At 70.7% G+C, this 13,936-nt stretch carries 12 protein-coding genes; 1 reads left to right on the top strand and 11 read right to left on the bottom strand.

Translation table 11 applies throughout. From position 1 onward, the window contains the following. From AC3ET3_RS14855 to AC3ET3_RS14890, 8 genes are all read right to left on the bottom strand, one after another. A complete protein-coding gene (locus AC3ET3_RS14855) occupies window positions 1–657 on the bottom strand; it encodes a phosphatidylserine decarboxylase (RefSeq protein ID WP_432133828.1) in 657 nt (218 codons plus the stop codon). 171 nt (window positions 658–828) lie between these two features. Then, entirely contained in the window at window positions 829–2,034 is a 1,206-nt protein-coding gene (locus tag AC3ET3_RS14860) for an acyl-CoA dehydrogenase family protein (RefSeq protein WP_432133829.1), read from the bottom strand. A gap of 2 nt (window positions 2,035–2,036) precedes the next feature. Further along, window positions 2,037–2,549, bottom strand: coding sequence for a MaoC family dehydratase (locus tag AC3ET3_RS14865; protein WP_391098049.1), 513 nt, complete (start codon window positions 2,547–2,549; stop codon window positions 2,037–2,039). 5 nt (window positions 2,550–2,554) lie between these two features. Beyond that, window positions 2,555–3,517 (bottom strand): HpcH/HpaI aldolase/citrate lyase family protein, encoded by a 963-nt coding sequence (locus AC3ET3_RS14870; protein ID WP_432133830.1) that lies wholly within the window; start codon window positions 3,515–3,517, stop codon window positions 2,555–2,557. After that, window positions 3,514–5,562, bottom strand: coding sequence for a protein meaA (locus AC3ET3_RS14875; RefSeq protein WP_432156417.1), 2,049 nt, complete (start codon window positions 5,560–5,562; stop codon window positions 3,514–3,516). Before AC3ET3_RS14875 ends, AC3ET3_RS14870 begins: the two co-directional genes overlap by 4 nt. 17 nt (window positions 5,563–5,579) lie before the next feature. After that, the gene (gene ccrA / locus AC3ET3_RS14880) at window positions 5,580–6,917 is read right to left on the bottom strand and encodes a crotonyl-CoA carboxylase/reductase (protein ID WP_432133955.1); all 1,338 of its coding nucleotides are present in this window, start codon (window positions 6,915–6,917) and stop codon (window positions 5,580–5,582) included. A 386-nt stretch (window positions 6,918–7,303) separates the two neighbouring features. After that, complete coding sequence (locus AC3ET3_RS14885; RefSeq protein WP_432133832.1) at window positions 7,304–8,119, bottom strand: TetR family transcriptional regulator; 816 nt, start codon at window positions 8,117–8,119, stop codon at window positions 7,304–7,306. A gap of 160 nt (window positions 8,120–8,279) precedes the next feature. Further along, the gene (locus tag AC3ET3_RS14890) at window positions 8,280–10,085 is read right to left on the bottom strand and encodes a 3-hydroxyacyl-CoA dehydrogenase family protein (RefSeq protein ID WP_432133833.1); all 1,806 of its coding nucleotides are present in this window, start codon (window positions 10,083–10,085) and stop codon (window positions 8,280–8,282) included. Between the two features lie 396 nt (window positions 10,086–10,481). Between AC3ET3_RS14890 and AC3ET3_RS14895 the strand changes: the two genes are divergently transcribed. Continuing rightward, the gene (locus AC3ET3_RS14895; protein WP_432133834.1) at window positions 10,482–11,069 is read left to right on the top strand and encodes an adenylosuccinate lyase; all 588 of its coding nucleotides are present in this window, start codon (window positions 10,482–10,484) and stop codon (window positions 11,067–11,069) included. Here the strand turns inward: AC3ET3_RS14895 and AC3ET3_RS14900 are convergent. The 3 genes from AC3ET3_RS14900 to AC3ET3_RS14910 form a co-directional block, all read right to left on the bottom strand. Beyond that, window positions 11,066–11,656 carry a GNAT family N-acetyltransferase gene (locus AC3ET3_RS14900; RefSeq protein WP_432133835.1) on the bottom strand — a complete coding sequence of 197 codons (591 nt, stop codon included), beginning with the start codon at window positions 11,654–11,656 and terminating at the stop codon, window positions 11,066–11,068. The two genes, AC3ET3_RS14895 and AC3ET3_RS14900, sit on opposite strands and share 4 nt — an antisense overlap. Continuing rightward, the gene (locus AC3ET3_RS14905; protein ID WP_432133836.1) at window positions 11,653–12,051 is read right to left on the bottom strand and encodes a RidA family protein; all 399 of its coding nucleotides are present in this window, start codon (window positions 12,049–12,051) and stop codon (window positions 11,653–11,655) included. The genes AC3ET3_RS14900 and AC3ET3_RS14905 overlap by 4 nt, the downstream gene beginning before the upstream one ends. 76 nt (window positions 12,052–12,127) lie before the next feature. Further along, window positions 12,128–13,810: an alpha/beta hydrolase gene (locus AC3ET3_RS14910; RefSeq protein ID WP_432133837.1), complete on the bottom strand. Its 1,683-nt coding sequence runs from the start codon at window positions 13,808–13,810 to the stop codon at window positions 12,128–12,130. Window positions 13,811–13,936 lie beyond the last annotated feature (126 nt).

Here is a 13,936-nt window from a genome sequence, read left to right on the forward strand (position 1 = left end):
TCAATCACGGTCAATGCGAGTCACCCCAGCCACGGTCTTCTGGCCGACCTCGACCGCGACCTCCACGCCCTCCGGCAGGTACAGGTCGACACGCGAGCCGAAGCGGATCAGACCGATGCGCTCGCCCTGCTCGACCTTGGTGCCCTCCGGGATGTACGGCACGATGCGGCGGGCCACGGCACCGGCGATCTGGATCATCTCGATGTCGCCGAGCTCGGTGTCGAAGTGCCAGACGACCCGCTCGTTGTTCTCGCTCTCCTTGTTGAACGCCGGAACGAACCCGCCGGGGACGTGCTCGACGGAGGTCACCGTGCCGGCCAGCGGGGCGCGGTTGACGTGGACGTTCAGCGGGCTCATGAAGATCGCGACGCGGGTGCGCCCGTCCTTCCACGGCATGATGCTCTGCACCACGCCGTCGGCGGGGGAGATGACCCGGCCCGGCGCGATCTCGCGCTCCGGGTCGCGGAAGAACCACAGCATCCCCGCCGCCAGGGCGGTGGCGGGTACGGCGACGGCCTTCGCCGCACCGGAGCGGCGGGCACGGACCAGGCTGACGGCTGCGGTGGCGACGGTCGGGAGAAGCCACGGCGATGCTCCGCGCGCAAGGCGTACGCCGGCGAGGCTGTCGCGAGGTGCAGAGGTTTGGCTGTGGGGCATGGATGACCTTCGTAGCGGATGGTGCCGCGCTTCGACGGGGGGACGGCGGCTTTCCGGCGATCGTAGCGGTTCAAGGCCACAACTGGGTAAGCCAGGATGCCGAGTCGGCAACGGAGAAGAGTTGACGGGGTGTGATCTTCTCTAGGAAGAAAACACCCCCAACCCGGACATCTAGCCCTGGAATCGATACTCTTCGAGCAGTCTGCGGCCGATGATCATCTTCTGGATCTCGGCCGTGCCTTCACCGATGAGCAGCATCGGGGCCTCCCGGTAGAGGCGCTCGATCTCGTACTCCTTGGAGAAGCCGTAGCCGCCGTGGATCCGGAAGGCGTCCTCCACGACTTCCTTGCAGTATTCGGAGGCGAGGTACTTCGCCATCCCTGCTTCGAGGTCGTTTCGCTCCCCGGAGTCCTTTTTGCGTGCCGCGTTCACCATCATCGCATGCGCGGCCTCGACCTTGGTAGCCATCTCGGCCAGCTTGAACTGGATGGCCTGGTGCTGGGCGATCGGCTTGCCGAAAGTGTGACGCTGCTGGGCGTACTGGACGCCGAGCTCGAAGGCACGCTGGGCGACGCCGCAACCGCGGGCTGCGACATTGACGCGACCCACCTCCACGCCGTCCATCATTTGGTAAAAACCTCGGCCGGTGACCCCGCCGAGCACCCGATCGGCGGGAATCCGCAGGCCATCCATGATCAGCTCGGTGGTGTCCACCCCCTTGTAGCCCATCTTCTCGATCTTGCCGGGGATGGTCAGGCCGGGGCGGACCTCACCGAAGCCGGGCTCCTTCTCGACCAGGAAGGTGGTCATGGACCGGTGGGGCGCGGTGCCCTCGGGGTGTCCTTCGTCACTCTTCACCAGGACGGCCACGAGGGACGACGTTCCGCCGTTCGTCAGCCACATCTTCTGGCCGTTCAGGACGTACTCGTCGCCGTCCCGCACCGCCTTCGACGTGATCGCCGACACGTCGGAGCCCAGACCCGGCTCCGACATCGAGAAGGCGCCCCGGATGTCGCCGGCCGCCATCCGCGGCAGGAAGTGGTCCTTCTGCTCCTGCGTGCCGTGCTGCTTGAGCATGTACGCCACGATGAAGTGCGTGTTGATGATGCCGGACACCGACATCCAGCCGCGGGCGATCTCCTCCACGCACAGCGCGTAGGTCAGGAGCGACTCGCCCAGACCCCCGTACTCCTCGGGGATCATCAGGCCGAACAGGCCGAGTTCCTTCAGTCCGTCGACGATCGCCTGCGGGTACTCGTCGCGGTGCTCCAGCTCGGTGGCGACCGGGATGATCTCCTTGTCCACGAAGTCGCGGACCGTGGAGAGGATCTCCTGCTGGACGTCGGTCAGACCGGCGGTCTGGGCGAGACGGGCCATGACTACTTCTCCTGCTCCTTGAGCTCGGGGCGGCCCGGCTGCTCGCCGCCGCGCTCCTTGATGTACGTCTCGGTCGGGACCATCACCTTGCGGCGGAAGACGCACACCAGGGTGCCGTCCTGCTTGTAGCCCTTGGTCTCGACGTAGACGATGCCGCGGTCGTTCTTCGACTTCGACGGCCACTTGTCCAGCACGGTCGTCTGGCCGTAGACCGTGTCGCCGTGGAAGGTGGGCGCCACGTGCTTGAGCGACTCGATCTCCAGGTTGGCGATCGCCTTGCCGGAGATGTCCGGCACGCTCATGCCGAGCAGCAGCGAGTAGATGTAGTTCCCGACGACGACGTTCTTGCCGAAGTCCGTCGTCTTCTCCGCATAGTTGACGTCCATGTGGAGCGGGTGGTGGTTCATGGTGAGGAGGCAGAACAGGTGGTCGTCGTACTCCGTGACCGTCTTGCCCGGCCAGTGCTTGTACGTCGCCCCGACCTCGAACTCCTCGTAGGTGCGTCCGAACTGCATCGCCGTCACGCCTCCGGGATCTCGAACTTGCTGGTGCGCTGCATGCCGGCGGCGCGTCCCTTGCCGGAGATGACCAGGGCCATCTTGCGGCTGGCCTCGTCGATCATCTCGTCGCCGAGCATCGCGGAGCCCTTCTTGCCGCCCGCCTCGGACGTGTAGTAGTCGTACGCGTCCAGGATCAGCTCGGCGTGGTCGAAGTCCTCCTGCGACGGCGAGAAGATCTCGTTCGACGCGTCGACCTGGCCCGGGTGCAGCACCCACTTGCCGTCGAAGCCGAGCGCGGCGGCGCGCTGGGCGACCTCGCGGTAGCCGTCGACGTTGCGGATCTGCAGGTAGGGGCCGTCGATCGCCTGGAGGTTGTTGGCGCGGGCGGCCATCAGGATCTTCATCAGGATGTAGTGGTAGGCGTCCGCCGGGTAGCCGGGCGGCTGCTCGCCCACGACCAGCGACTTCATGTTGATCGACGCCATGAAGTCGGCCGGGCCGAAGATGATCGTCTCGACGCGCTGGGAGGCCTGCGCGATCTCGTTGACGTTGTTCAGGCCCTGCGCGTTCTCGATCTGCGCCTCGATGCCGATCTTGCCGACCTCGAAGCCCATGGTCTTCTCGATCTGCGTCAGCAGCAGGTCCAGGGCGACGATCTGCCGGGCGTCCTGCACCTTCGGCAGCATGATGCAGTCGAGGTTCTGGCCGGCGCCCTCGACGACGGTCACGACGTCGCGGTACGTCCACTCGGTCGTCCAGTCGTTGACCCGCACGACCCGGGTCTTGCCGGTCCAGTCGCCCTCGTTGAGGAACTTCACGATGGTGTGGCGCGCCCCGGGCTTGGCGAGCGGGGCGCAGGCGTCCTCCAGGTCCAGGAAGACCTGGTCGGCCGGCAGGCCCTGCGCCTTCTCCAGGAAGCGCGGGTTCGAGCCCGGTACCGCCAGGCAGGAGCGCCGGGGGCGAAGGCGGTTGACCGTGGTCATGCGGGGACCTCCAGGGGGTCGAGCTTGTTCGCTTTCCGGATCTCGTCGACGATGCGGCCGATGATCCCGGTGATGTCGAAGTCCTTCGGGGTGAACACCGCGGCCACTCCGGCGTCCCGCAGCTGGTCGGCGTCACCGTTCGGGATGATGCCACCTGCGATCACCGGTATATCTGTGGCACCGGCCACACGCAGCCGCTCCAGCACGTCCGGCACCAGCTGTGCGTGCGAGCCGGACAGGATGGACAGGCCCACCGCGTGCACGTCCTCGGCGAGGGCCGCGTCCACGATCTGCTCCGGGGTGAGCCGGATGCCCTGGTAGACCACCTCGAACCCGGCGTCGCGGGCTCGCACGGCGATCTGCTCGGCCCCGTTGGAGTGGCCGTCCAGACCGGGCTTGCCGACCAGGAACCGCAGCTTGCCGACCCCGAGGTCCCGGGCGGTCAGCTCGACCTTGCGGCGCACCTCACCCAGCGCGGAGCCCTCCGCGGCGGCGACCGCCACCGGCGCGGACGACACGCCGGTCGGCGCCCGGAACTCCCCGAACACCTCGCGCAGCGCGCCCGCCCACTCCCCGGTCGTGACGCCGGCGCGGGCGCACTCCAGGGTGGCCTCCATGAGGTTGCCGGTGCCCTTGGCGGCCTCCTTCAGCCGCTCCAGCGCCTTGCACGGGCGCGGGTGGTTGAACGGCGGCTGGTAGCGGGTGTCCCGCCAGTGCTGGAGCGAGGCGACGACCCGGGCCTCGACGGCCGGGTCGACCGTCTGGATCGCGGTGTCCAGATCGGCGGTCAGCGGGTTCGGCTCGGTCGTCTCGAAGATGTTGACACCGACGATCTTCTCCTCGCCGGACTCGATCCGGGCCCGGCGCTCCGCGTGCGAGGCCACCAGCTGCGACTTCAGGTAGCCGGACTCGACGGCGGCCATCGCGCCGCCCATCTCCTGGATCCGCTCGATCTCCGCGAGCGAGTCCTCGACCAGCTGCGTCACCTTCGCCTCGATCACCTTCGAGCCCTCGAAGATGTCGTCGTACTCCAGCAGGTCGCTCTCGTGGGCGAGGACCTGCTGGATGCGCAGCGACCACTGCTGGTCCCAGGGCCGGGGCAGGCCCAGCGCCTCGTTCCAGGCCGGCAGCTGCACGGCACGCGCGCGTGCGTCCTTGGAGAGGGTGACGGCCAGCATCTCCAGGACGATCCGCTGGACGTTGTTCTCCGGCTGCGCCTCGGTCAGGCCGAGCGAATTCACCTGGACGCCGTAGCGGAAGCGGCGCTGCTTGGGGTTCTCGATGCCGTAGCGCTCGCGGGTGATCCGGTCCCAGATGCGGCCGAAGGCGCGCATCTTGCACATCTCCTCGACGAAGCGGACGCCCGCGTTGACGAAGAAGGAGATCCGGGCGACCACGTCGCCCATGCGCTCCTCGGGCACCTGGCCGCTGTCGCGCACGGCGTCGAGTACGGCGATCGCGGTGGACATCGCGTACGCGATCTCCTGGACCGGCGTGGCGCCCGCCTCCTGCAGGTGGTAGCTGCAGATGTTGATCGGGTTCCACTTCGGGATGTGGGAGACCGTGTACGCGATCATGTCCGTCGTCAGGCGCAGACTCGGCCCCGGCGGGAACACGTGGGTGCCCCGGGACAGGTACTCCTTGACGATGTCGTTCTGGGTCGTCCCCTGGAGCTTGGTGATGTCCGCGCCCTGCTCCTCCGCGACGACCTGGTAGAGCGCCAGCAGCCACATGGCGGTGGCGTTGATCGTCATCGAGGTGTTCATCTGCTCCAGGGGGATGTCCTGGAACAGCCGGCGCATGTCACCGAGGTGCGCGACGGGCACGCCGACCCGGCCGACCTCGCCGCGGGCGAGGATGTGGTCGGAGTCGTAGCCGGTCTGCGTCGGCAGGTCGAACGCGACCGACAGGCCGGTCTGGCCCTTGGCGAGGTTGCGCCGGTACAGCTCGTTGGACGCCTCGGCCGTGGAGTGACCGGCGTAGGTCCGCATGAGCCACGGCCGGTCCTTCTCCCGCTTGCCTTCGGCGGGCTGACGCTCAGTCATCTATGACCTCGGGTGTCTCAGATGTTGCGGAAGCGGTTGATGGCGTCGATGTGCTTGGCGCGCATCTCCGGGTCGCGCACGCCCAGGCCCTCCTCGGGGGCGAGGCACAGCACGCCGACCTTGCCCTGGTGGAGGTTGCGGTGCACGTCGTACGCGGCCTGGCCGGTGTTCTCCAGGGAGTACACCTTCGACAGGGTCGGGTGGATCTTGCCCTTCGCGATCAGCCGGTTGGCCTCCCAGGCCTCGCGGTAGTTGGCGAAGTGCGAGCCGATGATCCGCTTCAGCGACATCCACAGGTAGCGGTTGTCGTACTCGTGCATGTAGCCCGAGGTCGAGGCGCAGGTGGTGATGGTGCCGCCCTTGCGGGTGACGAACACGCTCGCGCCGAAGGTCTCGCGGCCGGGGTGCTCGAAGACGATGTCGATGTCCTCGCCGCCGGTCAGCTCGCGGATGCGCTTGCCGAAGCGCTTCCACTCCCTCGGGTCCTGGGTGTTCTCGTCCTTCCAGAACTTGTAGCCCTCGGCGTTGCGGTCGATGATCGCCTCGGCGCCCATGGAGCGGCAGATGTCCGCCTTCTGCGGCGAGGAGACGACGCAGATCGGGTTGGCGCCGCCGGCGAGGGCGAACTGGGTGGCGTAGGAGCCGAGGCCGCCGCTGGCGCCCCAGATCAGCACGTTGTCGCCCTGCTTCATGCCGGCGCCGTTGCGGGAGACCAGCTGCCGGTAGGCGGTGGAGTTCACCAGGCCCGGGGCGGCGGCCTCCTCCCAGCTGAGGTGGCCGGGCTTCGGCATCAGCTGGTTGGACTTGACGAGGGCGATCTCGGCGAGGCCGCCGAAGTTGGTCTCGAAGCCCCAGATGCGCTGCTCCGGGTCGAGCATGGTGTCGTTGTGGCCGTCCGAGGACTCCAGCTCGACGGACAGGCAGTGCGCGACGACCTCGTCACCGGGCTGCCAGGCGTTGACGCCCGGGCCGGTGCGCAGGACGACGCCCGCGAGGTCGGAGCCGATGATGTGGTACGGCAGGTCGTGGCGCTTGGCCAGCTCGCTGGTGCGGCCGTAGCGCTCCAGGAACCCGAAGGTGGACAGCGGCTCGAAGATCGACGTCCACACCGAGTTGTAGTTCACCGAGGAGGCCATGACGGCCACCAGGGCCTCGCCCGGGCCGAGCTCGGGCAGCGGGACCTCGTCCAGGTGGATCGACTTGCGCGGGTCCTTCTCGCGGGTCGTCATGCCCGCGAACATCTCCGTCTCGTCCTTGTGCACGGTGATCGCGCGGTACGACTCGGGCAGCGGCATGGCGGCGAAGTCGGCCGGCGTGGAGTCGGGCGACTGGATCGCGTCCAGGATGTCCTTCACGGTCACGGTGTTGCCTCCGGCGGTGAGCGCCCTGAGGGAGGGGCGCTGAGGGTTACGTCGGTCCTGCTTGGGGGTTTGGGGAAGTGCCGTCGGTTCGGCTGGGTGGTGCTGTTCGGCGGCGCTTTGTGGCGCGGGAGGGTGCCTGTGACGCAGGCGTCCGGGCGTACAGGCGATGGCCTGCCGGGACAGCCCGGACACCTTCAACGTATGGCACGGCGTGTCACCCCGCAAGGCACTGGGTGCCAGAACTTGCTCTCAGATGAAATCTTTACGTAACAGATGAGCGATGATCGATCGAACGGCCGCCGGAAGGGGTGAAAAAAAGGACGCCGGCATGCAAAAACGGCCACCCGGAGGGTGGCCGTTGTCACAGGGTCCGCAGGCGCTCAACGCTCCTTGAGCGCCTGCTCGATGGTGCGCATCACCTCGTCCAGCGAGGCGTCGGTCCGGGCGACGGTGACCAGCACCTCGCCCTGCGTGGTGGCCGCCGCGGCCGGGCCGGCGGGCTGCGGGGCGCCGCCGCGGCCCGCCCCGATGCCCGTCCCGAACGTCTTGCGGACGATCGCGAAGGCGTGGTCGAGCTGCGCCTCCACATCGCCCTGGCCGCCCGCCCGCAGCCAGCGCCGCAGCACGTGGTTGTGCGCGGTGACCACGGCCGAGGCGGCCACCTCGGCGAGCAGCGGGTCGTCGTTGGCGTCGTCGTCGTGCGCGTGCTCGTCGAAGTGACCGAGCAGATAGCGGGTGAACAGGCGCTCGTAGCGGGCCACCGACGCGATCTCCGCCTCGCGCAGGGTGGGCACCTCGCGCGTCAGCTTGTAGCGGGCGACCGAGATGTCCGGCCGGGCCGCGTACATCTTCATCACTTCCTTGATCCCGCGGCACACCGTGTCGAGCGGATGCTCGTGCGCGGGCGCCGCGTTGAGCACCGCCTCGGCGCGGACCAGGGTGTCGTCGTGGTCGGGGAAGATCGCCTCTTCCTTGGAGCGGAAGTGGCGGAAGAAGGTGCGGCGGGCGACCCCGGCCTGGGCCGCGATCTCGTCGACGGTGGTCGCCTCGTACCCCTTGGTCGCGAACAGCTCCATCGCGGCGGCCGCCAGCTCCCGGCGCATCTTGAGCCGCTGGGCGGCGGCGCGACCGCCCGCGGCACTCTCCGGCGCGTCGGGCGTGGCTGGTGTACGTGAGGACTTGGCGGGCTGGGACATGACCCGAACGTACTGCATGTACGCACGCCGGTGCGCGGCTGCCCGGTCCGTCCCGCCCGCGCCGGACGGCGGGCCGCCCGTCCCGGCGGGCGGGGCCGAGCCACCCGGATCGAGCAGCCCGCCCCAGTCCTCACCGGCCCGGAACCAGTCCCCGACGCCCTCAGCGGCGGGCATACTCGCGGAAGCCGCGACCGGTCTTGCGGCCGAGGCAGCCCGCGGCCACCAGGTGCTCCAGCAGCGGCGACGGGGCCAGCCCCGGGTCGCGGAACTCGCGGTGCAACACCCGCTCGATGGCCAGTGAGACGTCGAGACCCACCACGTCCAGCAGCTCGAAGGGGCCCATCGGGTAGCCGCCGCCCAGCTTCATCGCCGCGTCGATGTCGTCGAGGGAGGCGTAGTGCTCCTCCACCATCTTGATCGCGTTGTTCAGGTACGGGAAGAGCAGGGCGTTCACGATGAAACCGGCCCGGTCGCCGCAGTCCACCGCGTGCTTGCGGATCTTCCCGCAGACCTCGTGCACGGTGGCGTGGACGTCGTCGGCCGTGAGGACGGTCCGCACCACCTCGACCAGCTTCATGGCCGGCGCCGGGTTGAAGAAGTGCATACCGATCACGTCCTGCGGCCGCGAGGTGGCGCGGGCACAGGCCACCACCGGCAGCGACGAGGTCGTGGTCGCGAGGACCGCGCCCGGCTTGGCGACCTTGTCCAGCGTCGCGAACAGCTGCCGCTTGACCTCCAGGTCCTCGGCGACCGCCTCCACGGCCAGGTCCACGTCGGCGAACGCGTCGTAGGACCCGGCCGGGACGATCCGCTCCAGGGTCTGCGCCGCCGCCTCGGCGGTCAGCCGGCCCTTGTCCACGGACCGGGCCAGCGACTTGCCGATCCGGGCCTTGGCGGCCTGCGCCTTCTCCTCGCTGCGGGCGGCCAGAACCACCTCGTACCCGGCCTTGGCGAACACCTCGGCGATACCGGAGGCCATGGTCCCCGAGCCCGCCACGCCGACGCTGCGGACCGGCCGGCCGGCCACGGGGCCGCCGTCCTCCAGCGGCGTCAGCGCGTCCCGCACGACGGTGGCGCTGCCGGGAGCCTCGTAGGTGTAGAAGCCCCGCCCCGACTTACGGCCGGTCAGACCCGCCTCGGTGAGCTGCCGCAGGATCGGCGCGGGCGCGTGCAGCCGGTCGCCGGACTCGGCGTACATGGCCTCCAGGACGGTGCGCGCGGTGTCCACGCCGATCAGGTCGAGCAGCGCCAGCGGGCCCATGGGCAGGCCGCAGCCCAGCTTCATGGCCGCGTCGATGTCCTCGCGGGAGGCGTACTTCGACTCGTACATCGCGGCGGCCTGGTTCAGGTAGCCGAACAGCAGCCCGTCCGCGACGAACCCGGGGCGGTCGCCGACCGCGACCGGCTCCTTGCCCAGCTCGACGGCGAGGTCGGTGACCGCGGCGACGGCCTGCGGCGCCGTCAGCACCGAGGAGACCACCTCGACCAGCCGCATCGCCGGCGCCGGGTTGAAGAAGTGCAGGCCCAGCACTCGCTCCGGACGCGCCGAATCGGCGGCGAGCCGGGTGACGGACAGGGCGTTGGTGCCGGTCGCGAGGATGGTGTCGGGACGCACGATCCCGTCCAGCTCACGGAAGATCTGGTGCTTGGTCTCGTACGACTCCGGCGCCACCTCGATGACGAGGTCGGCGTCGGCCGCCGCCCGCAGGTCGGTGGCCGTGCGCACCCGGCCGAGCAGCTCGGCGCGCTCCTGGTCGGTGAGGCGGCCGCGCTCCACGGAGCGGGCGGTGGCGGCCTCCAGGGCGGCGACGGCCTTCGCGGCCTGCGCCTCGCTGACGTCGATGCCGATCACCTCACGGCCGGCCTGGGCCAGCACCTCGGTGATGCCGGTGCCCATGGTGCCGAGGCCGACGACGGCGACGGTCGTGAGCGGGGACAGGGAGGGGTCGGACTGGGGAGTGGCCATCGCGGGACTCCAGTGATGAGGGTGACGACTGGGAGCGCGCCCGGGTGCGCCGAGGGGGCGCACCGGGTGCGTGAGAACACGAGTACGTGCTGGTGAATGCGGGTGTTGCCGGGCTGCGAGCGCACACGCCCGGTGCCTGCCGTCGCCTGCGGGCGCGCACACGCCCCAAGGGGGAGACGGCGGGGGTCCGACCGGCCCTGTCCCGGGGCCGGGTCGTGCGGTACGAGACGTACCGAACCGACTGCTCTCACGGCGGCTGCGTCACCAGGCCGTCGTGAGGGGGTTGCGAGTGGGTGACTCGCTCGTCTGAGCTTAACTGCCGGGTAACGAGCGCGCCACCCCCCGGTCTTTGTGATCTGGCTCCCGCCGCTTCCGCGGTTGCCTACCCTCGGCGTCATGGACGAAGAGTTGCGATCACTCACGGAGCGTCTACGACGGGAGTCGGGCGGGACCCACGCCTTCGAGCAGCTGGCCGCCACCGAGGACACCGACGAACTCGCGGGTGTGCTCACCGAGCCCGGCCGGCCGCTGTGGGCCCGGGAGCTGGCCGCCTTCCGGCTGGGCACGGCGGGGGACCGGCGCGCCTTCGAGTCCCTTGTCCTGCTGCTCAACCACCGCGACCCGCCCCGCTGCGCCTCGGCGGCGCGGGCCCTGGCCCGGCTCGGAGACCCCCGCACCGCCCGCGCGGCCGCCGCTCTGGCCACCAACGAGCTGCGCGTCGCCTACGCCCTGCACCCGGTCCGGCTGCTGGTGGAGCTGCGCGCGCCGGAGTCCGTCCCGGCCCTGGTCACCACCCTGCGCCGCCGCCTCACCCCGCACGACCCCTACCGGCGCGTCGCGCTCGCCTGCGTGGAGGGTCTCGGCGAACTGGCCGACCCCGGCGCCCGACCCGTCCTGGAGGACGCCCTCGCGCACCCGGCCCTCGCCGAGGCGGCGGTCCACGCCCTCGCCCGCATTCCCGGCCCGAGGCGGCACGGACCCTAGGGTCCTTCTGACGGTCGTCCAAGACGCCGCGGAGAACCGTCAGCCGGAGCCGGGACCGTCAGGGACCGCACGTAGCGCACCTCGGGAACCCGGACTCCGGCCACCTGGAACGGCTCCTCGGCGCCGTCGGCCCGGAAACCGGCCCGTTCGTAGAAGCGGCGCGCCCGTTCGTTGCCCGCGAGGACCCAGAGGAACATGCGCGGGTGGCCGAGGGCGGCGCGGCGGCGCAGCGACTCCTGGAGGAGTGTGTGCCCGACACCGGTCCCCAGGTGGTCCGGGTCGACGTAGAGGGCGTACAACTCGGCGTCCTCCGTGCGCTGTTCGCCGTCCCGGTACGGGCCGTGCGCCGCCCAGCCGACGATCCGGCCGGTGCCCGCCGGCTCGGCGACGAGGTCCGACGCGCCTGCGTCGGCCCGCGCCAGCCGTGCCCGGAGCCGGTCGGCGTCCTCGGCCGGGTCGAGGGCGTCCAGATAGGACGGGGGGACCAGGCCCCGGTACGCGAACTGCCAGCCCCGGACGCGGATCGAGCCGACGTGGCCGCAGTCCGCCGCGGTCATCTGCCGGACCAGCAGCGGCGGCGACGTCATCGGCCCACCACCGCCAGGGCCTCGATCTCCATCAGGAACTCCGGCCGGACCAGGGCCGCGACCTGGACGGCCGAGGAGGCCGGGAGCCGGTCGTCGGGCAGGTGGGCGGCGCGGGCCGCGCGGACGGCCGGCATATGGCCCATGTCCGTGACGAAGTAGGTGAGTTTGACGACGTCGTCGAAGCCGGCCCCGGCCGCGGCCAGGCACCGCCGCAGGTTCTCGAACACCTGGCGGGCCTGGGCTTCCGGGTCGCCCTCGCCGACGATCCGGCCGGCCTCGTCCAGAGGCAGTTGTCCGGAGACCGCGACGATGCGGCCGGTGCCGAGGACGACATGCGAGTACTGCGCGGCGGGGGCGACACCCTCGGGGACGGCGATCCTGGTCAGCTCACTCATGCGTCCATGGTGGACCACGGGTCCGACAACGCCCGCCACCGAGGGACCACCGGGACCCGGTACGCCCGGCGGCCGGTCAGCCGCGGAAGCCCAGCAGGCCGTGCAGCACCGAACCGCGCGCCGTGCCGGTGGCGACCTTGGAGGCCAGGGGCTTCGGGTCCGGCTGTGCGGTGCACTCCGCGTCGACCTCGCCGGGGCCCCGCGGCACCGTGCCGTCGGTCAGGTAGCGCGCCAGGTGCTCGTCCAGGCAGTCGTTCCCGCTCAGCGTGATGCCGTGGTTGCCGCCGCCCCGCTCCACGACGAGGCTGGAGCCGCTCAGCAGCGCGTGCATCATGGCGCCGCCCTCGTACGGGGTCGCCGCGTCCTCGGTCGCCTGGAACAGCAGCACCGGCGGCAGCGCGTCGTTGAGGACGTTCAACGGGCTCAGCGCGCCGGTCGGCCAGAACGCGCACGGCGCGTTGTACCAGGCGTTGTTCCAGGTCAGGAAGGGAGCCTTGCGGTACACCGCCCAGTTGTCCGACCGCCACCGCGACCAGTCGGCCGGCCAGGTCGCGTCCCGGCACTCCACCGCCGTGTAGACGCTGTAGCCGTTGTCCCCGGAGGCGTCGACCGCGCCGAAGTTCTCGTACGCCTCGACCAGCGGCTCGTCGTCGCCGTCGTTCACGTACGCGGCGAACGCCTCGGCGAGGTGCGGCCAGTAGCCGTCGTAGTAGCCGCCGGGCAGGAAGGTGTCCTCCAGCTCGGCCGCGCCCACCCGGCCGCCGGCCGGCTTCCGGGCCAGCTCCGCCCGCATCGCGTACCACTCGTCCTCGACCTCGGCCGGGTCGCTGCCGAGCCGGTAGGTGCCGTCGTACCGGGCGATCCAGGCCATCAGCGCGCGGTGGCGGTCGTCGAAGGCGCGGTCCTGGGTGAGGTTGTCCTCGTGCCAGACGCCCGTGGGGTCCACCACGGAGTCCAGGACCATGCGCCGCACCCGCTGCGGGTAGAGCTTGGCGTACACCGCCCCGAGGTAGGTGCCGTAGGAGTAACCGAAGTAGTTCAGCCGCCGAGCGCCGAGCGCCGCCCGGATGGCGTCCATGTCGTGGGCCGAGGCTCGCGTGTTGATGTGCGGCAGGATGTCCGGGTACTTCCGCGCGCAGGCCTCCGCGAAGGACCTGGCCCGCGCCAGGTTCGCCTCCTCGACGGCGGCCGTGCCCGGCACCGAGTCGGGGCGGACCGGCGTGAAGTGGCCCGGCCGGCAGTTCAGGGCAGGGGTGCTGCGGCCGACGCCGCGCGGGTCGAAGCCGATCACGTCGTACCGGGCCGCCACCGCCTCGGGCAGCGCGGCGGCGACGAACCCGGCGAGGGACAGCCCGCTGCCGCCGGGGCCGCCCGGATTGACCAGCAGAGGGCCCTGGTATTCCGGTGCCGTGTGCGGGACGCGGGACAGCGCCAGGGTGATCTGTTCGCCGCGCGGGTCGGCGTGGTCCAGCGGCACCTTCAAGGACGCGCACTGCAGCGTCGGGTAGGCGGCGGTGGCGCACTTCTTCCAGGTGAGGCCGGGCTCCTCCCCGGTGGTCTTGGCATCCTCCCCGGTGGGCGCGGAGTCCTCCCCGATGAGCCCGGAGCCCTCACCGGTGGGCGCCGGTTCCTTCCAGGTGCGCTCGGCGGCGCGGGCGGTCTGCGTGGCGGGCGACGGGCCGGCGGTCGCGGGAACGGCGGTCAGCGTCCCGGTCACGACGGCGGCGGCTGCGCACAGCGCGGCTGCGCGTCTGTTCATGGGGCCTCCCCAGGACGGAGGGTGTACGGACCGCGTGGGTCACGGCCCTCGCCGCATCGTCCCGACGACACCGCCCTGAAGAACCCGTTCTGGAGATACTTGACCCGATCGGGTCGCCGGATCCGC

The sequence above is a fragment of the Streptomyces sp. bgisy159 genome, assembly GCF_057707805.1.